Source organism: Nocardia bhagyanarayanae (assembly GCF_006716565.1).
Classification (GTDB): Bacteria; Actinomycetota; Actinomycetes; order Mycobacteriales; family Mycobacteriaceae; genus Nocardia; species Nocardia bhagyanarayanae.
In genome coordinates this window covers 4,466,256-4,485,531 of sequence record NZ_VFPG01000001.1, presented here as the reverse complement: position 1 = coordinate 4,485,531, position 19,276 = coordinate 4,466,256, and the positions used below count along the sequence as shown (strand labels likewise).

Genomic DNA, 19,276 nt, shown 5'->3' with positions numbered 1-19,276 from the left:
TCGGTCACAGCGGCGCATCGCGCCACCACCGGTCGACAAGTTCTCGTCCCGTCGCCCCGCCCGACACAACGAGCTGGCAGAAATTCCGTGCGGGGTCGTCGAATTGGATCTGCAACGATCCGCTCGGGCGACCGTCCGGCGGTCTGCTGTCGCCCCACACCAGGCGTCCGCGTCCGGACGGGCGTTCCCATCGCTCGTCGCCCACGAGCGCGATATCGGAGAACGGGCGCAGCTGCGCCGGATTGAGATTCGCGTTGCACACCGCGGTCAACGTGTCCAGCGGGTCCTGGTTGCCCTGACAGGACAGGCGCAGCACCGCTTCGGGACGCGCGGCCAGGTCGATCTGGCGCAGGTCCCGGTCGACCGGCACGCAGCGCATGCCCTGGTGTCCGCCCGAGATCGGCGTCGCGGGCAGCAGCGCGGGGAACGCGGAGACGATCACGCCGTACGGTCCCCACGAGATCGGTCCCGAGTTCGCCTGTGTGCTCGGCGCTTTCGTAGTACTCGCGGTGGTGGACGGGCCTGTCGCCGCGCTGTCACCGGTCTCCCTGTTCCAGCCGAGGGCGGCGAGGCTCGCGACGACGAGCGCGAGAACCACCACGGCCCCCACGATCACGGCTCCGCGCCGTCGCCGCGGCGCACCGCCGGTCGATGCCGGAAGCGGCGGCGCGTCGGCCGCGAGCGCCGCCGACGCGGCCTGCGCCAGCGCACCGCAGGACGGGTAGCGCAGCGCCGGGTCCTTGGCCATCGCGCGGGCGATCACCTCGTCGACGGCGGGCGGCAGCGGACGCAGCGCCGTCACCCTGGGCGGCGGCTCGTGCAGGTGCGCGTGCATCACCGCGACGGCGTTGTCCCGCACGAAGGGTTTCGTCCCGGTGAGCAGCTCGTACAAGGTGCAGCCGAGCGCGTAGACGTCCACCCGGTGGTCGAGAGCGGCGGCCGAGATCTGTTCCGGCGCGGCGTAAGCGAGCGTCGCCAGCACCGCGCCCACCTCGGTCAGCGCCGTGGTGTCCGCGACCGCCCGCGCGATGCCGAAGTCGGTCACGTAGACCCGGTCCGGCTCGCCGGGCCGCGGCTCGAGCAGGATGTTGGCGGGTTTGACGTCGCGGTGCAGCAGTCCGGCGCGATGCGCCTCGTCCAAGCCGCGCGCGGTCTCGGTGAGGATGTGCAGCGCCACACCGGGTTCGACGCCGCCCGGGTTGCGCCGCAGCAGTTCCGCGACATCGATCCCGTCGACGAATTGCATGGCGAGCCAGAGGAATCCGCGCTCGGCGCCGCGATCGCGGACGGCGACGATGTTCGGGTGGTCGAGGCGGGCGACGAGGTCGGCCTCCCGGACGAACCTGGCGCGGAACTCCGGATCCCCGCCGTGTTCCTCGGCGAGCACCTTCAGCGCGTCGTACCGGGGCAGGCGCGGATGTGCGGCGAGGTAGACGGTGCCCATCCCGCCACCGCCGAGCGTGCGCTCGATGCGGTATCCGGCGACCACTGTGCCCGGCGGCCATGTCTCGGTCATCGGCTACCCGCCGTTCACCAGCAGGCCGTACTGGGCCGCCGCCTTCTGCCGCGCGCTGCCGAGTTCGCGCGCGGCGATGGCGGCGTAGTAGCGGCCGTACAGGACGCGGCAGATGAACCTGGTCATGCCGAGGGCGTCGGGCTCCGGGTTCTCCGCGCAGCGCACGTCGTCGAGCCGGTCGGGTCCGGGGATCGGCCGCAAACCGTTGTCGGCGTCCTGGCGGGTCGCGATGGTGAACGCGTCCCGCGCGGCGGCCGGATCCGGGTAGCGCGCGAGCAGGTTGAAGCCGCTGTAGCCGATCGCCTCGGCGGTGCCGGGCCGCTTGCGCGAACCCCACAGGTAGGCGGCGCGCGGTCCGTAGACCACGCCGGTGGCGTGCAGCGCGGCGTCCCAGCCCGCGTTCCGCTGCTTGCTCGTCGAGGTCACCGCGGGGTACTCCCACCGCCCTGGCGCCTGCGGCACCATCCGGCTGATCATGCCCTCCGGATCGAGGGGCAGTTCGGCGAACCGGTCGCGCGGCGTCGGCGCGAACTCGCGCAACCTCGCCAGCTGCCGGTCGAACGCGGCGCCGGCCAGCGTGGTCAGCGCGCCGAGGTCGGGCGCGGTATGCCCGGCGAGCAGGCTCACCACGAAGGACTCGTGCGCGACGGAAGCGGCGAGAGTGGGCACACCGGGACGCCAATGCGCGTGCGCCGTCGAGTGATTCGGGATCGGGACCGGCGCGTTGTCCGGGCTGACCGCCGCGTCGACCGCATCGATCTCGCGGGCCGCCCGCGTCGCCGCGTCGGCGTCCGGGAAGCGCAACACGATCACCGTCAGCACCCGTGCGGATCCGACGGCCGGGCCGCCCACGCCCGCTTGCCGGTCGCTGCCGCCGACCGCCGCGCCCGCCAGCATGCCGTGGCGTTCCAGCGCAGCCCGCACGGGCGCGGCGAGCAGGGTCGTGGCCTTCGCGGGCGTGGGCAGCGGTGTCATCGCGGCGCCGCCGATCGGCACGCGCAGCGCTGGATCGGCCTCGACGGGGTCGATCAGCGCCTCGGTCATCCGCGCCGATTCCAGGACCCGGCCGTGCCGCGCGCTGTCGCCGCGCGGCACGTCGAGCGGTTCGACGCTGTACGCGCCGACGTCCAGTGACGCCGGATCCACCCACTGCGCGGCGGGGCTACCGGTCACCGTGCAGCCCGCGGCGAGCGCGGAGACGGTCATGGCGGCCGTCAGCGCGGCGGCGATCCGCCCACCGAGCGCCGAGACGGTGCGCTCGCCCGGACGCACCGCGGCGATCCGCGCGCCGGGCGCGCGATCACAACGGCGCATCGGACCACCACCGATCGCGCAGCCCCGCTCCGCTCGGTCCGGCGCCGACCACCCGCAGCTTGCAGAAGTTGCGGCTCGGATCGTCGAAGTACACCTCGAGGACGCCCCAGGTCTGTCCGTCCAGGAAGGTGCCGGTGCCCGAGTAGAGCTCGCTGCCCCAGAAGATGTGCCCGGTCCCGGAGGGGCGGGACCAGTGTTCGTCGCCCTCGACGCGCGCGAACGAGCGGCTCGGTCCGATGGGCGACCGGTCGGCGTTGCAAGTCACCTGGACCGATTCCACCGGATCGCCGTCGCCGAGGCAGAACAGCCGCGCCACCGGGACGGACGCGTCGAGCGAGCGGTTCTCGCCCCGCTCGTCCAGCGGCGCGCAGGTCGACACGTCCTGGTATCCGGCGCCGAACGGCCACGACGGCAGCAGCTCGGGAAAGGTCTGGGCGATGTAGGCGTACGCGCCCCACTGCGCGGGCTCCACGCTCGCGGCCACCGGGCGGTGGTCGTCGTTCGCGGTGGAAGCCGCGCCGTCGCCGCCGGTCCCGAACCACACGGCCGGCACGCCGACCGCGAGCACGGCCAGCGCGGCGGCTGCCACCAGCGCCGCTCGGCGGTTCCGGCGCCGCGACGAGCCGGCCGGGGTGCTCAACGCCGACCGCGCCGCCGCCGCGAGTTCGCCGCAACTGTCGTAGCGGTCGTCGGGGAGCTTCGCCATCGCATTGGCGATCACGTCGTCGAAAGCCTTGGGCAGCCGGGGATTTCGCAGCGAGGGCCGGGGCGCGGGCTCGTGCAGGTGCGCGTACAGGACCGAGCCCGGGCTGTGCCGCGGGAACGGGACGCTGCCGGTGAGCATCTGGTAGAGCGTGCAGCCCAGCGCGTAGACGTCGGCGCGCCGGTCGACCGCGCCGCCGCCGAGCTGCTCGGGCGCCGCGTAGGCGAGGGTGGCGGCGAACGAGCCGGAACCGGTCAGCGTCGCGGCGTCGTCGGCACCGCGCGCGATGCCGAAGTCGGTGACCAGTACCCGGTCGGGGCCGTCCGGTCGCTCGGCGACGAGGATGTTGGCGGGCTTCACGTCGCGGTGCAGCAGCCCGGCCCGATGGATCTCGTCGAGCCCCTGGGCCGCCTGAGCGAGGATGCGCACCGCCCTGGCCGGATCGAGCACGGCGGGCCCGCGCCGGATCAGCTCGGTGAGGTCCACTCCCTCGACGTACTGCATCGCGATCCACAGCCTGCCCTCGTGCTCGCCGCGGTCACGGACGGCGACGAGATTCGGGTGCTGCAAGCGCGCCGCGAGTTCGGCCTCGCGCAGGAACCGCGCGCGGAACTCCGGGTCGTCGGCGCGCGCGTCCGACAGGACCTTGAGCGCGTCCGTCCGCGGCAGCCGCGGATGCGCCGCGGCGTACACCGTGCCCATACCGCCGCTGCCGAGGCGGCGCTCGATCCGGTAGCCGGCGAAGGTCGTGCCCTCGACGACGTTCAAAACGGGCCTCCCCTCCCGATTCTCGACAAAGCAACGGCATACCGTAGCGCACGTCGAAAGTGCCGCGCCAGCTTAGATTTCCGCGCACGAACGAAAGGGCCGAGCCACCAGGGTGGCTCGGCCCTTCGCGCGGAGGTTCGCTCAGCTCGCGCTGCCCGAACCCAGCAGCTGCTGGATGGTCTTGAACAGAACTTCGGCCAGGAAATCCGACGCGGATCCGGACATGGGGTGCTCCTCATCTCGATGCGGCGCGCACGGTCGGCGCTCCGTTAATCTGAAGCATGAATGATTCAGATGCTTGCCGGAGGCGTTTTCACCCGACAAACCCCGGCGAGGTGCCGCGCGCATGCCGGAAACAGGTCCTCTAGCTGGCCTTATCTTCCCAGCCAAGCATCCAGTGGGTTGGGTCACATTCCACTGAGCAGGAACCGGAATCCGTTCACCGGACACGACACGGGCCGCGCCCCCGAAGGAGACGCGGCCCGCGAACACCCACCGAACTACAGGTACCGACCCGTGTTCGAGTCGGTGTCGATCGCACGGCTGGCGCTGGCGTTCTTGCCGGTGCATCGAGCGCAGCCGGATGTAGACGATGCGCTCGCCCGACACGACACGGGCCGCGCCCCCAAAGGAGACGCGGCCCGCGAACACCCACCGAACTACAGGTACTGACCCGTGTTCGACTCCGTGTCGATCGCACGGCTGGCGCTGGCGTTCTTGCCGGTGCATCGAGCGCAGCCGGATGTAGACGATGCGCTCGCCCGACACGACACAGGCCGCGCCCCCAAAGGAGACGCGGCCCGCGAACACCCACCGAACTACAGGTACTGACCCGTGTTCGACTCCGTGTCGATCGCACGGCTGGCGCTGGCGTTCTTGCCGGTAACCAGGGTGCGGATGTAGACGATGCGCTCGCCCTTCTTGCCCGAGATGCGTGCCCAGTCATCGGGATTCGTGGTGTTGGGCAGGTCCTCGTTCTCGGAGAACTCGTCCACGATCGAATCGTAGAGATGCTGGATGCGCAGACCCGGGTTGCCGGTGTCGAGCACCGCCTTGATGGCGTACTTCTTGGAGCGGTCCACGATGTTCTGGATCATGGCGCCGGAGTTGAAGTCCTTGAAGTACAGGACTTCCTTGTCACCGTTGGCGTAGGTGACCTCCAGGAAGCGGTTGTCCTCGCTCTCGGCGTACATCCGGTCGACGACCCGTTCGATCATCGCGCGGATGCAGGCGCCCTTGTCGCCGCCGAACTCTTCGAGATCGTCGGCGTGCAGCGGCAGTTCCTCGGTCAGGTACTTGGAGAAGATGTCCTGCGCCGATTCGGCGTCCGGCCGCTCGATCTTGATCTTCACGTCCAGGCGGCCGGGCCGCAGGATCGCGGGGTCGATCATGTCCTCGCGGTTGGAGGCGCCGATGACGATGACGTTCTCCAGGCCCTCGACACCGTCGATCTCCGAAAGCAACTGCGGCACAACGGTTGTCTCCACATCGGAGGAGACGCCCGAACCGCGGGTGCGGAAGATCGAGTCCATCTCGTCGAAGAACACGATCACCGGCGTGCCCTCGGAGGCCTTCTCGCGCGCCCGCTGGAAGATGATCCGGATGTGGCGCTCGGTCTCGCCGACGAACTTGTTGAGCAGCTCGGGGCCCTTGATGTTCAGGAAGAACGACTTGGCTTCCTTGGCGTCCTCGCCGCGCGCCTCGGCGATCTTCTTGGCCAGCGAGTTGGCCACGGCCTTGGCGATCAGCGTCTTACCGCAGCCGGGCGGACCGTAGAGCAGCACACCCTTGGGCGGACGCAGCGCGTACTCGCGGAACAGATCCTTGTGCAGGAACGGCAGTTCCACCGCGTCGCGGATCTGCTCGATCTGGCGTCCGAGACCGCCGATGTCGTTGTAGTCGACGTCCGGGACTTCCTCGAGCACGAGATCTTCCACCTCGGCCTTGGGGATGCGCTCGAAGGCGAAGCCCGCCTTGGTGTCGACCAGCAGCGAATCACCGGGCCGGAGTTTGCGAATGGGCGCATCCGGATCGTCCAGATCGTCGACCTCGGCGACCTTGGCCAGCGGGCCGGCCAGCCAGACCACCCGCTCCTCGTCGGCGTGGCCGACGACCAGCGCGCGGCGACCGTCGTCGAGGATCTCGCGCAAGGTGCCGATCTCACCGACCGAGTCGAAGGAGCTCGCCTCGACCACCGTCAGCGCCTCGTTGAGGCGCACGGTCTGGCCGTACTCCAGAGTCGAGGTGTCGATGTTCGGTGAACACGTCAACCGCATCTTGCGACCCGAAGTGAACACGTCGACCGTCTGATCGTCGTACACGCCGATCAGAACGCCGTATCCGCTCGGCGGCTGACCCAGTCGATCGACCTCCTCGCGCAGCGCGACCAGCTGCTGGCGCGCCTCCTTGAGTGTGTCCATCAGCTTCGTGTTGCGAATGGTCAGCGAATCGATGCGGGCTTCCAATTCCCGTGTGCGATCCGGCGAATCGGCGAGTTGCCTTCGGAGTGCAGCCGCCTCGGCGCGTATCGCCTCGAGCTCTCTCCAGGCCGCCGAATCCGAATTCTCGATGGGGCTCATGTGCTGCTCCTCCCAGTCCCGGTCTATCAACGCTACCGGGCGCGAACCGTTCTCGCTTTCCGACATGGTTTCGTCGTGATCACATCTGTGCTGCGATCGGCGGCCGAGCAACCATGTTAGCCTGCCCTAACCCGACATGGCGCGAGGTCCCTCGACGCCCGAGCCGAAAGGTTGCTAGAGAATGCTCCTTCCCGCCAAGACCCTCCGTCTTTCCGTGGCTACCGCCGCGGCCGCCCTCGCCGTTACGGTCGGGCTGACCGCCTGCGGCTCGGACGACTCGTCCGAGACCGCCGCGACCACCACCGCGGCGGCCGCCACCACCACGGCCGCCACCACCGGCGCGGCGGGCGGCCACGACCACGCGGGCGAGGATGCGCCCAAGGCCGAGGAACTCCAGGCGACCCTTGCCCTGGTCGCTGACCCGAGCAAGCCGACGGCCGAGAAGACCGCCGTCATCGTTGACGGCGAGAAGCGCACCGCCAACATCGACCAGATGAACCAGCTGCTCGCGGGGTACGGCCAGCTCACCTTCGCGGTCACCGACGTCAAGACCGAGGGCGAGACCGCGACCGCGCAGGTCGTCATCACCTCGCCGCACGGCTCGGCGCCCGCGATGCCGATGACCTGGCAGCACGTCGACGGCAAGTGGAAGCTCTCGGACGCCACCGCGTGCACCCTGCTCGGCTTCGCGCAGGCGCCCTGCACGCCCTGACCGTGCCTCCGCCTTCGCTGCGGCAACGCGCGGTCTTTCGAAGGACTGCGTCCGGCAGCCCCGATCAGGTTCCCGCACGTCGATCGCCACACCTTCCCGGTTACCGCGCCGGTCGGCGGCGCGCCCGTGCGGGGTTTCCCCGTCATCCGACGGCCGAAACCTCGCACGGGCGGCTTGGGGCCTCAGCCCTTCGAGGGGCGGCGCTGCGGCTTGGGGGTCACCACACCCTCGGCCAGCCTGCGCGCGCTCACCAGGAACGCCGTGTGGCCCTGCATACGGTGTTCGGGGCGCACGGCGAGGCCGACGACGTGCCAGCCGCGGATCATCGACTCCCAGGAGCGCGGTTCGGTCCAGCATTCCTGCTCGCGCAGCGCCTCGACCACCTTGGACAGCTGGGTGACGGTCGCGACGTACACGATGAGGACGCCGCCGGGCACCAGCGCCTTGGACACCGCGGGCAGCGCGTCCCACGGGGCGAGCATGTCCAGCACCACCCGGTCCACCGGGTCGCCGGTGTAGCCGGCGACGTCGCCGACGGTCAGACTCCAGTTAGCTGGACGTTCGCCGAAGAACCGTTCGACGTTGCGGACGGCATGCTCGGCGTGGTCCTCGCGGATCTCGTAGGACACGACTTCGCCCTCCGGGCCAACGGCGCGCAACAGCGAACACGTCAGCGCGCCGGAGCCCGCACCGGCCTCGAGAACGCGCGCGCCGGGGAACACATCGCCCTCGTGCACGATCTGCGCGGCGTCCTTCGGGTAGATGACGGCGGCGCCGCGCGGCATGGACAGCACGTAGTCGACGAGCAGCGGCCGCAGCGCGAGGTACGGGGTGCCGTTGGTGGAGTGCACGAGGCTGCCTTCGTCGGCGCCGATCAGATCGTCGTGCTTGATCCCGCCACGATGGGTGTGGAACTCCTTGCCCGGCTCCAAGATCACCGTGTAGAGGCGTCCCTTGGCATCGGTCAGCTGCACCCGGTCCCCGGTGGTGAATGGCCCGGTCCGTCTGGCCGTCATGAATCTCCGTTCGCTGCTCGTCGTCGCGCTGTCGTCGCGGTTCGGCACCGGCGTGTCGGTGCCGCCGGATAGCCTGCCAGGTATGCCAGCGCCCGTGTCCACGCCCCCTGCCGACGCCGCATGCGCCGGGCCGCCCGCGTCCGCCGAAGCACGCCGCAGGCCCGCGCTGTCGCCTTCGCGGGCAATGGATTTCAAGCAGTGCCCGCTGAAGTACCGTTTCCGCGCGATCGACCGGATCCCGGAGCCGCCCTCCCGCCACGCGGTGCGCGGCACGGTGGTGCACGCGGTGCTCGAGGACCTGTACGGACTGCCCGCCGCGGAGCGCAGACCCGAGCGGGCCGAGGCGCTGGTGGAACCGGCCTGGGCGCGGGTGCTCGCGGCGCAGCCGGAGGTGGCGGAGCTGATCGCGGCCGACGGGCTCGAGCCGTTCCTCGGCGAGGTCCGCGCGCTGGTCGAGAGCTACTACCAGCTGGAGGACCCGACCCGGTTCGAACCGGAGTCCCGCGAGGCGCGGGTCGAGGTCGAGCTGGAGGACGGCGTGCTGCTGCGCGGATACGTCGACCGGATCGACGTGGCCCCGACCGGTGAGCTGCGGGTTGTCGACTACAAGACCGGCCGCGCGCCCGGTCTCGCGCAGGAGACCAAGGCGCTGTTCCAGCTGAAGTTCTACGCGCTGGTGGTGCTGCGCACCCGCGGCGTGCTGCCCGCCCAGCTGCGCCTGATCTACCTGGCCGACCGGCAGATCCTCACCTACGCGCCCGACGCCGAGGAGCTCGGCCGGTTCGAACGCACCCTGTCCGCGCTGTGGACGGCCGTGCGCGAGGCGGGCCGCACCGGGGAGTTCCCGCCGACCACCAGCTGGCTGTGCGGCTACTGCGACTACAAACCGCTGTGCCCGGAGTTCGGCGGCACCCCGCCGCCGTACCCCGGCTGGCCGGAGGACGACGGCGAGTCGCCGGACGAGACGCTGGCCGAGGCCGTCGCCGACTGACGGCCCGCCCGATCCGCCACCGTGCGAAAGGACGCCCCGCATAGTGACGCGCGGGCCGCGCGCGGGTCAGACCGTGAAGTCGCGGAACAACAGTACCGAGAGCCCAAGGCCCACAACCAGATTCACCGCGACGGCGGAGCCGAAGACGGCGATCGGACGCCATCCCGCCTCCCGGAGCCCGCGCGAGGAGAACTCCAGGCCGATCGAGACGAACGCGAGGATCAGAAACCAGGTGCGCAGATCGTTGACGATCGCGATGTGCGCCGAGCCCGTCTTCTTGTCCACCGAGGCGAGATAGATCGTGCCGATCGCCGACGCCGCGACGAAACCGAGCACGAACTTCGGGAACCGGTCCCAGAACTGCCGCGCCGACGGCCGCGCCGCGCCCGGCGTCCGCTCGACGCGCAGGGTGAAGTACGCGGTCAGCGCGATGGCGACCAGCCCGATGAGGGCGTTCTGGGTGGTCTTGACGATCGTGGCGATCTGCAGCGTCTGCTCACCGGCGATGGCGCCCGACGCGGCGACGGCCGCCGTGGTGTCGATATTTCCGCCGATCCAGGCGCCCGCCACCGCGTCGGAGAGCCCGAGCGCGCCGGCCAGCCAGGGCAGCAGGAAGATCGAGGGCAGGGCGAAGATGATGACCAGCGAGGCCGCGTAGGCGATCTGCTCGCGCCGGGCCTGTACCGCGCCCGCCGCCGCGATCGCCGCGCTGACGCCGCAGATCGACACCGCCGAGGAGAGCAGCGCCCGCAGCTTGTCGTCGAGGCCGAGCCGCCCGCCGAACCACCAGGTGAAGCCGAACACGGCGGTGATCAGCAGCAGCGCCTGCAGGATCGCCGGGCCCGCCGCGGTCGCGAGGATCCTCAGGTTGATCGACGCGCCGAGCAGCACCACGCCGGTCTTGATGAAGAACTCGGTGCGAAATCCGGTCGAAAGTCGTTCGCGCAGATCCAGTTTCGCCAGGATCACATTGCCGAGCAGGCCGAGCGCGATGGCGTAGACCGGGTATTCGATCGATTTGGCCACCCGCTGGAACGGGGTGTCCACCGCCCACCGCGGCACGTGCGTCTCGAAAAACCTGGTGAGCGCGCCGAGGACGAGCACGACGGCGATGCCTGCCGCGATCTGGGCCGCAGTGGGACGCGGGATCGCTTGCAGCGCCGCCGTTTCCGAGCGCACCGGCGGATCGGCGGGCGGCGCGGCATCGACCTTGGGTGTATCGGTGTCCGACATCAGGGCACCAGCCAATCCGGGATCGCCCCGAGCAGGACGAGCGCGATCAGCGCCAGCCCGACGATGGCCGCGAGCCAGTCCTCGTTCCAGGGGAAGGTGCTGCCCGGACGTTCTTCGGGCGGTATCTGCGACACGGTGGTGCTCCTTGCGTTCCTCATCGAGAGGCCGCACCGTAGCAACGCGCCGCCACCGGTCGCAGCGGTTGGATTCCGCGTGAATCGATCGGTGGGAACGGACGGCCCGGGCGGATACACTCCGGTATCCGCCCGACGTCCGGCATGGTCAGAAGGCCCGGCAGGAGCGGATGTCGGTGGCCAGGATGGCCTTGGCGCCGAGATCGGCCAGCTCGTCCATCACCGCGTTGCCCTTGCCGCGCGGCACCAGCGCCCGCACCGCGACCCAGCCGGCGTCGGCGAGCGGGGACACGGTCGGCGATTCCAGGCCCGGCGTGATCCGCACGGCCTGCTCGAGCAGATCTTTGGGGCAGTCGTAGTCCAGCATCAGATACTGCTGGGCGAACACCACACCCTGGATGCGGGCGATGAGCTGATTGCGGGCCCGGTCGTTCTGATCCGAGCCGACCGCCTCGATGAGCACGCCCTCCGAATCGCAGAGCGTCTCGCCGAAGGCGACCAGGTTGTGCTGGCGCAGCGTGCGCCCGGAGCCGACCACGTCGGCGATGGCGTCGGCGACACCGAGCTGGATGGAGATCTCGACCGCGCCGTCGAGGCGGATCACCTCGGCCTCGATGCCGCGGCGCCGCAGATCCGTGAGCACCAGGTTCGGGTAGGAGGTGGCGATGCGCTTGTCGTGCAGGTCCTCGACCTTCCACTCCCGGCCCGCGGGGGCGGCGTAGCGGAAAGTGGAGCGGCCGAAACCGAGCGCGATCCGCTCCCGCACCGGCGCGCCGGAGTCCAGCGCGAGATCGCGGCCGGTGATGCCGAGGTCGAGTTCGCCGGAGCCGACGTAGACCGCGATGTCTTTGGGACGCAGGAAGTAGAACTCGACCTGGTTCGCGGGATCGAGCACGCTCAGGTCGCGGGAATCGGTGCGCTTGCGGTACCCGGCCTCGGCCAGAATGGAGGTCGCGGATTCGGAGAGGGCGCCTTTGTTGGGGACTGCGACGCGCAGCATGGGGGTGGATGTCCTTTCGGTGTTCGACTTGGCCTGAGCGGGGGCCCTCCGTGGTCACGCTTCGTTGCCGCCTCCGGGCCTGACCCGCTCACGCAGGGAACGAAACTACGGAATGGGCGCGACCGTCACAGATGTCGGTACACGTCGTCGAGCTTCAGTCCCCGGCCCACCATGAGCACCTGGACCCAGTAGAGCAGCTGCGAGATCTCCTCGGCCAGCGATTCGTCGCTCTCGTGTTCGGCGGCGAGCCAGACCTCGCCCGCCTCCTCGAGCACCTTCTTACCCTGGGCATGCACACCGGCGTCCAGCGCGGCCACGGTGCCGGAACCCTCGGGGCGGGTGATGGCACGATCCTGCAGCTCGGCGAACAGGGTTTCGAAAGTCTTCACGGCTGGTCATTCTCTCAGACGCGCATTCCCAGCTACCGTCCCGGTCCACCACGGGACCGGGACGGCCCGCGCGCTCATCGCGCGGACGCTGGGCTCAGCGCGGCCGGTCGACGCCGGTCACTCCCCCGACGCCAACAGCTCCGCCAGTTCGCGCACCGCCTCGCGGAGGTGATCGGCGAACGCGTACATCTGATCGGCCACCGCCTTGGGTGTCGCCAGATAGAGGTTCCAGCGGTCGGGCAGCAGCACGTAGGCGACGCCGATGCAGCGCGGGCTGGTCGAGCCGAAGCCGAAGTACTGGATGTTGACCGAGGGCGCGGAGCTGGTGCTGAGGTAGTCGTCGCGCATGATCACCCAGCCCGGGCTGGTGTAGAGCGAAATCGGCTCGGTGACACCGAGTTCCGCGCCGCGACGGCGCTGGATCCACTCCAGCTCCCACAGGTGCTGCTCCGGCGCGTCGCCGGACTGGCACTGCTTGGCCCGTTCGACGTGCTTGGCCGCGGCGGTGCGCGCGGCCGCGAGGCGGGCGGCGGTGTCGGCGGCCGGGTCCAGCATGGTGTCGACGAAGGCGATCATCTCCGGCGTCACCACCCGCATGGCCTCGGTGCGGCCGTTGCGGTACTGGCGGGTCGCGATGGATTCGTAGGTCGCGCCGGTGATGCCCTTGCTGCGCCGGTGCGCGAGCTGGTAGCTCAACTGGGCGAAGGCGTCCGGCGAGATACCGAGCTGCTTGGCCCGCGCGGTGCCGAAGTCCTCGAAAGAGACCGTCTGCGTGGCGTTTTCGGCCGCATAGGTCGCGAAAGCCGCGCCCGCCGCCGCGATGTCGGTGCGCAGTGCGGCGTCGAGGGTGAACTCGATCGGCTCCACGGCGGGCAGTCCCTGCGCCTGGGCGCCCGAACGCCGCGCGTGTTCGGCGGCGGGCGTTTCCAGCAGGGTGTCGACGAACGACAGGATGGTGGTGCCGTCCAACCCGCAGTGCTCGACGTTGATGCCCGCCTGGCCGTCGCCGAAGACGATGAAGGAGACCGCCTTGTCGAACCAGCGGTTGGCGCTGTCGCCGTGCAGCAGCTGGTCGCAGGCGTGCAGGGTGTCGCGCGGGGTGAAGTCCTCCAGGCACAGACAGAACAGCGCCGTCTCGATGGTGTCGAGCGCAGCGACATTGGCGGGTTCGGCGCGCAGCGCGGCCCGGCTCGCCGCCCATTCGGCGCGCGGCTTGGTGGTGAGGTGACCGACGGCGGTATCGGTGCGCGCCGAGCGCGATCCGGCCTTGAGCACCGCGCGCAGTCCGTCGGCGAGGTCGTCGAGGGAGTACGGCGCGCCGCCGGCGCCGATCACGTCCATCCGGAACATGCTGCCGCGGTAGAAGACCACGATGTGTCGCTCCCGCGAGGGGCCGGGCCACTCGGGGCTGTAGGGCACCCGGACGGTGTCCTGCTGCTCGCCCGGGATCCTGGTCTCGGAGAACAGGTACTTGTTCTGCCACATGGACAGTTGCTGCCCGCGCTGGGTGACCGGCGGGATGGCCTCCTCGTCGAGGGCGAGCTTGTAGTCCACGGCCGCCGAGACGATGGCCGCGGCCCGCTCCACCTGGTCCGCTGCGGTGGACGTGGCCAGCGGCGTGTCGTCACGGAAGAGGAAGAAGAAGTTGGCGTTCAACGCGATTCGGTCGCGCCTGCCGAGGTAGCGCGACGGCCAGAACAGGTCGAGCCAGCTGCCGACACCGGGGGTGGCGTCGTACTCCGCCAGCGCCGCGTGCAGCGTCCGGCCCGGGCCGTCCGGCCGGAGCAGGTCGGCGACCGCCGCCTCGGTGGTGGCGAGTTCGTCGTCGCTGAGCAGCGGGGTGCACCATTCCAGGAACCTGGCGCAGCTGTCCTCCAATGTCGGCAGCGGTACCCGGGGCAGGTGGTCTTCGGCGGCGAAGGTGCGGTCGGTCAAGTCGGAGTCCTCGAGGTTCGGGTGCGATGGGTGAGTAGCGCACGGCGAGACAGCGTCCGTGCGTGCGGGTGTGGAGTGCGTCGCTCCACTACAGATCCTCGGCGACGAAGCCGAGTTTCGACAAGAGGCTGCCGGTGTTTCGGGCGAAACCTTCAGGCACGACCCTTGGGGCCCGGCCGCGACAGGTAGAGATGCGCGTACAGCCAGCCGTCGGCTTCCCGGTCTCGGGTGTCGATGCCCTTGTCGGACAACGTGTTCAGCACGCGCTGCTGTTCGTCGGCGGAGGCGAACCTGCGCTGCTGGAACAGGCCTGGCGCACGTTCGGTGCGGTAGCCGAGCGCGGCGAGTTCCTCGGCCATCGGGTCGAAGTCGAACATCCGCAGCACGAAGTGCGCCATCCACGGCCTGCGCCGCGGGTGCGCGGTGGCGATCCGCAGCAGGGTCTTCTCGGTGACGTACCCGATACACCCGGTCGACAGGACGATGTCGGCGGCGGCGAGCACCTCGCGCTGTTCGTCGGTGGGATCGGCGGATTCGAGGTCGGCGTGCACGGTGTCGTGCAGCAAGCCCGCGGCCCGCGCGTAGTCGAGCGCGGGGCGGGCCGCGTCGATGCCGACGAAGCGCACGTCGGGGTGGTGATCGCGTTCGGCGAGGCGGGCGAGATCGCGGGCGATGAGGCCGTCGCGGTCGGCGTCGGCGGCCTCGCGGTAGTGCTCGGCGAGCTCGGTGACGCCGGTGTCGAAGCGCAGCAGCGCCGCGTTCACGCCGTAGGAGCAGCCGATGTCCAGCACGGTCGGCGTCGCGACGCGGGCCGAGGCGCGATACTCCCGGATCTGCTGCTCGAAGAACGGCTTCGCCAGTTCGGGTATGCGGTAGTCCAGCTCGGACATCCGTGCGTAGTACTCGCGAGGATCGGGACGGTCGTAGATGTCGTCGAAGGAGGCTTTCCCGGTCGTGTCTAAGGGTACTGGCACGTGTTCGTTCCTCTCGGGTCGAGCTGAGCTCAGTCGAGTAGTCGGTCGCCGCGGACCAGGCGGTCCTCGGCGACGTGTTCGGGCAGGACGCGACCGAACAGCTGGCGGGTCCGCTCCACGGTGCCGATGACACCTGGCCGGTCGGTATAGGCGAAGATCGCCGAATGTCGTTGCCTGCCACCGGAAACCGGCGACACGCGGTGCAGCGAGAAGCGGCCCTGGAACAGTTGCAGGTCGCCCGGGCGCAGCTCGAGCCTGCGGACCAGGCGTTCGCCGGAACCGGTCAGCACATCACGAACGTCGCGGAGGTTCTCGGCCTGCGGCGAGCGAATGCCGGGGCAGTATTCGAAGATCCCGCCCGCTTCGGGCAGCTGGGTGAGCATGCTGACGGTGAACTCGTTGGTGTCGAAGTGCCACGGGTGCGACATACCGGGGGCGACCACGTTCAGGCACAGTCCGGCCAGCGGGTCGGCGTACTCGTGCAGCTCGGGCAGGTCGAAGCAGTCCGCGACGAAGCGCTGGAACGCGGCGCTGGTGTAGAGCCGGTGGATCAGCGCGTCGGCGGGGATACGGTCGCGCGGCACGAACGCGTTGCCGCGTTCCAGCACGATGCGGCCCGGATGATCTTGGGGCAGTTCGGTATCCAGCGGAATGTTGTAGGCGTTGACGCGCTCCACCTCGTAGTGCGCGTGCGGCGCCATGTCCTCGCCTTGCGCGCGCAGCGTCTCGGCGAGCTCGGGACGGATGAACTCGCGCAGCACCGTGCAACCGCTGTCGGCCAGGTCGGCCCGCGCCGCGTCGACCGCCGTCCGCCACCCCGCCGAGCCCGGTGATTCGAGCGGATACCTTGCGGTGTCGACGATTTCGTCCAACACACCCGTCGCAGCCATGGCGTCATTTTGGTGCAGCGCCCGACGACACGCCCGGGGATTCGGAAAAGTTGCCGGTGAGTACCGTCACACTTACTATCTGCGCGCATTTGCGTTGCGGCACAGTAACTCCCGCGCATTTCCCGGTGCTCAGCACACAATCGAACCGACCAGTCTTGTGCCCGGCGACAACCTCGAAATGAGGGTCTCGCCGCACCTCTCGCACTGCCGCGCAGAACGATCCACTGCGCCCGACGATATTCGACGAACGCCAACGATCGAAGCCTGCAGCCGGATCGCCTTCCTTTGCCCACGACGGCGGCACCCGGCCGACGGTGGCAGCGGACGCGCACGAAACGTCAGGCGCGGAGCGTTTGTTGCCCGCGGCGGCAGCGCCCGACAGCCGATGGCGGCGGACGTACCGCGGTGGATGCGTGCGGGACGTCAGGCGCGGAGCGTCTGTTCCAGATCGGTGAGGGTGAGGCCTACCAGTGTGTCGCGGAAGACCAGGCCGGGGGCGCGCGGCACCGGGATCTCGCACGGGACGACGAGAACCGCGCAGCCTGCGGCCGCGGCGGCACGGGCGCCGGTGGGCGAGTCCTCGATCGCCACGCAGTCGCGCGGGTGCACGCCGAGCAGGTCGGCGGCGCGCAGGTAGACGTCGGGCTCGGGTTTGCCCTCGGCCACCTCGTCGCCGCAGACGGAGACGTCGAAGAAGTCACGGCCCAGGGTGTCCAGGCCGTATTCGGTCAGCGAGCGCTTGGTGTTGGTGACGAGCGCCGAGGCCAAGCCCGCGTCGCGGACCAGGCCGAGCGCGTCCTTGGCGCCGGGTCGCCACGGAATGGGGCCGGTCATCAGATCGGTGACGCGCCGCTCCAGGAAGCCCGCGGCGTCGCGCAGCGCCTCCGGCGTCGGATCGAGTCCGAGGCCGTTGAACAGGATGCGCAGGGCGTTCGGGCCGGACGCGCCGATGAGCGCGTGCCGGATCTCGTCGGTCATCGCGCTGCCGAGGCGCACCGCCAGCTCGCGGACCGCGATGTCCCAGAGTTTCTCCGAGTCCAGCAGCGTCCCGTCCATGTCCCACAGCACCGCGGCGAGCGGCGCTGTCACGTGATCCCGGCTCATACGCCGGAGCCGGTGATGACCATCCGGCCGCCGTCCTGGCGGACCTGGATCCAGCGGTTCTCCCTATCCACCGCGCCGTTGGTCTTCACGTAGGTCAGGGACACCGTGGCGCCGTCGTTGCCCCTCGGCGTGACGCCGTTGACCTGGACCGAGCGGATGGTGGACCAGAAAGAGGCGTAGGAGTTGTAGCCGCCGGTCTGTGCCTGGTAGCCGGGCGAGAGCTGCGACCACGCGCCGGACACATTGCCGGGCAGCATGCCGTAGTAGCCCTGGATGAACTGGGCGATCCGGTCCGGCGTCGGCGGCCCGAACGGCGTCGTGGTGATCGTGGTCGTCGGCGGCCGCGTGGTGCTGCTCGGGCTGGTCGACGGTGCTGCGCTACCGGTTGGCGTGGTGGGCGCGACCGTCGGGGTCTCGGTGTTCTGCGGCGCGGCGGTGGGTACTTGGGCCTGGGGTTCCTCGGTCTGATCCCCGCCCGTGCCTTGCGGCGGCTGCAACGCCTCGCTCGTTCCCGGCTGCGGGGCCGCGGTGGGGTCGTCCGATCCGCCTCCGTCCCCGCCGGGAAACAGCACGAACGCCACCACGACGACCAGCACGACGGCCACGGCGGCGGCCAGCAAGGCGAGGGCCGGTTTGTTCGGTCCGGCGCCGCCAGCGGTCGCACCGGGCAGCGTGCCGCCGCCGGACGGGCCGATGGGCGGCGCCGACGACGGCGCGGCGGCGAGCGCCGCGCTCGGCACGAATTCGGTGGCGTCGGAGGCGTTGCCGGTACTCGCGGTGGCGGCGGACGTGGCGAGCACGGCGGTCGCGTCGGCCCCGGGCGCCGGCAGCACCTTGGTCACCACCGGTGCGGCCGCCAGTGCCGGAACCCGGCCCGCCGCAACGGCTTCCAGCGCCTCCTTCGCCTCGCGCATGCTCGGGCGCGCGTCGATGCTCGCGGCGAGCAGGTGCATCAGCACCGGCGCGAGCCCGTCGGCGCGCCGCGGCTCGGGCACGTCGGCCCGCGCGACGGCGTGCAGCACCGCCAGCGCGTTGTCGCCCTCACCGAACGGCGGCGCGCCCTCCACCGCGGCGTACAGCGTGGAACCGAGCGCGAACACATCGGACGCCGGTTCCGGGTTCTCGCCGCGCGCCACCTCCGGCGCGAGATAGGCGGGGGTGCCCGCGAGGAATCCGGTCGCGGTGACGGTCACGTCGCCGACCGCGCGGGAGATGCCGAAGTCGGTGATCTTCACGGTGCCGTCGTCGGCGACGAGCAGGTTGGCCGGTTTCACGTCGCGGTGCATGATGCCCGCGTCGTGCGCGGCGGCCAGCGCGGCGGCGGCCTGCGCGCCGATCTTGGCCACCTCGATCGGCGACAGGGTGCGATGCCCGGACAGCCTGGTGGCCAGGCTGGGCGCGTTCATGTACTCCATGACGAGCCACGGCTGACCGTCCTCTTCGGCGACGTCGAAGACGGTGATCGCGTTCGGATGGTGCAACCGCGCCGCGATCCGTCCCTCGCGCATCGCGCGCAGCTTCGACTCCAGCGCCTGCTCCCGGGTGAGCCCGGGACCGAGCAGCAGCTGTTTCACCGCGACGGTGCGGCGCAGTCGCACGTCGGTCGCCCGCCACACCACACCCATCGCGCCGGTGCCGATCGGATCCGTCAGCCGATACCGTCCAGCGATCAACCGGTCCGCCGTCATGTGGTCGTGCCCCTCCTGCTGTGCGCCGAGCCGTCGAGCACTCCGGCGCGCCCAGCGGGTTTCCGGCGAAATCCCTACGCGCCGAAGTGCTTTGCACCCGTCAGCAGCGAGACGAACGGCATCCGCCGACTGCTCCGGATGCAGTTGCAACTATTCGACAATGGCATACCCACCCGACAGACTCCAGCCGCGTCGACCCGCTGCCGCGGACCGGACGGTCGAATACCGGGGTGGCCTCGAACCTTAGAGCGTACCCGCCGGTACCGGATATTTGCGCCACGACTGTCAGGCGACCGATTGCTCCGCGCTTATCCGCAGGTCAGTGGCAGG

The 19,276-nt window shown here is 70.3% G+C and carries 16 protein-coding genes; 2 read left to right on the top strand and 14 right to left on the bottom strand.

Annotated elements, in window-relative coordinates; all coding sequences use genetic code 11:
• Window positions 1-4: 4 nt before the first annotated feature.
• The 4 genes from FB390_RS19300 to arc form a co-directional block, all read right to left on the bottom strand.
• Window positions 5-1,516 carry a serine/threonine-protein kinase gene (locus tag FB390_RS19300; RefSeq protein ID WP_141810187.1) on the bottom strand — a complete coding sequence of 504 codons (1,512 nt, stop codon included), beginning with the start codon at window positions 1,514-1,516 and terminating at the stop codon, window positions 5-7.
• Between the two features lie 3 nt (window positions 1,517-1,519).
• Window positions 1,520-2,830, bottom strand: a complete 1,311-nt coding sequence (locus tag FB390_RS19295) for a DUF7373 family lipoprotein (RefSeq protein ID WP_141810186.1) — start codon at window positions 2,828-2,830, stop codon at window positions 1,520-1,522.
• Window positions 2,817-4,301, bottom strand: coding sequence for a serine/threonine-protein kinase (locus FB390_RS19290; RefSeq protein WP_246124105.1), 1,485 nt, complete (start codon window positions 4,299-4,301; stop codon window positions 2,817-2,819). Before FB390_RS19290 ends, FB390_RS19295 begins: the two co-directional genes overlap by 14 nt.
• A gap of 818 nt (window positions 4,302-5,119) precedes the next feature.
• Window positions 5,120-6,880: a proteasome ATPase gene (arc, locus tag FB390_RS19285; protein ID WP_067781312.1), complete on the bottom strand. Its 1,761-nt coding sequence runs from the start codon at window positions 6,878-6,880 to the stop codon at window positions 5,120-5,122.
• 181 nt (window positions 6,881-7,061) lie between these two features.
• On the opposite strand from arc, the gene FB390_RS19280 reads away from it, so the two are divergent.
• Window positions 7,062-7,592: a WKL family lipoprotein gene (locus FB390_RS19280; protein WP_141810185.1), complete on the top strand. Its 531-nt coding sequence runs from the start codon at window positions 7,062-7,064 to the stop codon at window positions 7,590-7,592.
• A 182-nt stretch (window positions 7,593-7,774) separates the two neighbouring features.
• On the opposite strand, the gene FB390_RS19275 is transcribed toward FB390_RS19280, so the two are convergent.
• A complete protein-coding gene (locus FB390_RS19275; RefSeq protein ID WP_141810184.1) occupies window positions 7,775-8,608 on the bottom strand; it encodes a tRNA (adenine-N1)-methyltransferase in 834 nt (277 codons plus the stop codon).
• An 82-nt stretch (window positions 8,609-8,690) separates the two neighbouring features.
• Between FB390_RS19275 and FB390_RS19270 the strand changes: the two genes are divergently transcribed.
• On the top strand, window positions 8,691-9,599 hold the full coding sequence (locus FB390_RS19270) for a RecB family exonuclease (protein ID WP_141810183.1): 909 nt from the start codon (window positions 8,691-8,693) through the stop codon (window positions 9,597-9,599).
• A gap of 66 nt (window positions 9,600-9,665) precedes the next feature.
• On the opposite strand, the gene FB390_RS19265 is transcribed toward FB390_RS19270, so the two are convergent.
• The 9 genes from FB390_RS19265 to FB390_RS19230 form a co-directional block, all read right to left on the bottom strand.
• Entirely contained in the window at window positions 9,666-10,832 is a 1,167-nt protein-coding gene (locus FB390_RS19265) for a YeiH family protein (protein ID WP_141810182.1), read from the bottom strand.
• Window positions 10,832-10,966 (bottom strand): hypothetical protein, encoded by a 135-nt coding sequence (locus FB390_RS34645; protein WP_281292372.1) that lies wholly within the window; start codon window positions 10,964-10,966, stop codon window positions 10,832-10,834. The genes FB390_RS19265 and FB390_RS34645 overlap by 1 nt, the downstream gene beginning before the upstream one ends.
• Before the next feature lie 148 nt (window positions 10,967-11,114).
• On the bottom strand, window positions 11,115-11,966 hold the full coding sequence (gene hisG / locus FB390_RS19260) for an ATP phosphoribosyltransferase (protein ID WP_141810181.1): 852 nt from the start codon (window positions 11,964-11,966) through the stop codon (window positions 11,115-11,117).
• 125 nt (window positions 11,967-12,091) lie between these two features.
• Window positions 12,092-12,355 carry a phosphoribosyl-ATP diphosphatase gene (locus FB390_RS19255; protein WP_067781149.1) on the bottom strand — a complete coding sequence of 88 codons (264 nt, stop codon included), beginning with the start codon at window positions 12,353-12,355 and terminating at the stop codon, window positions 12,092-12,094.
• 117 nt (window positions 12,356-12,472) lie between these two features.
• The gene (locus FB390_RS19250) at window positions 12,473-14,290 is read right to left on the bottom strand and encodes a choline/carnitine O-acyltransferase (protein WP_141810180.1); all 1,818 of its coding nucleotides are present in this window, start codon (window positions 14,288-14,290) and stop codon (window positions 12,473-12,475) included.
• Between the two features lie 152 nt (window positions 14,291-14,442).
• Window positions 14,443-15,264, bottom strand: a complete 822-nt coding sequence (locus FB390_RS19245) for a class I SAM-dependent methyltransferase (protein ID WP_141810179.1) — start codon at window positions 15,262-15,264, stop codon at window positions 14,443-14,445.
• A 29-nt stretch (window positions 15,265-15,293) separates the two neighbouring features.
• Window positions 15,294-16,154: a HalD/BesD family halogenase gene (locus FB390_RS19240; protein WP_141810178.1), complete on the bottom strand. Its 861-nt coding sequence runs from the start codon at window positions 16,152-16,154 to the stop codon at window positions 15,294-15,296.
• Window positions 16,155-16,577: 423 nt separating this feature from the next.
• Window positions 16,578-17,243, bottom strand: coding sequence for an HAD family hydrolase (locus FB390_RS19235; RefSeq protein WP_281292369.1), 666 nt, complete (start codon window positions 17,241-17,243; stop codon window positions 16,578-16,580).
• Between the two features lie 11 nt (window positions 17,244-17,254).
• Window positions 17,255-18,946 (bottom strand): serine/threonine-protein kinase, encoded by a 1,692-nt coding sequence (locus FB390_RS19230; RefSeq protein ID WP_141810176.1) that lies wholly within the window; start codon window positions 18,944-18,946, stop codon window positions 17,255-17,257.
• Window positions 18,947-19,276: the final 330 nt, after the last annotated feature.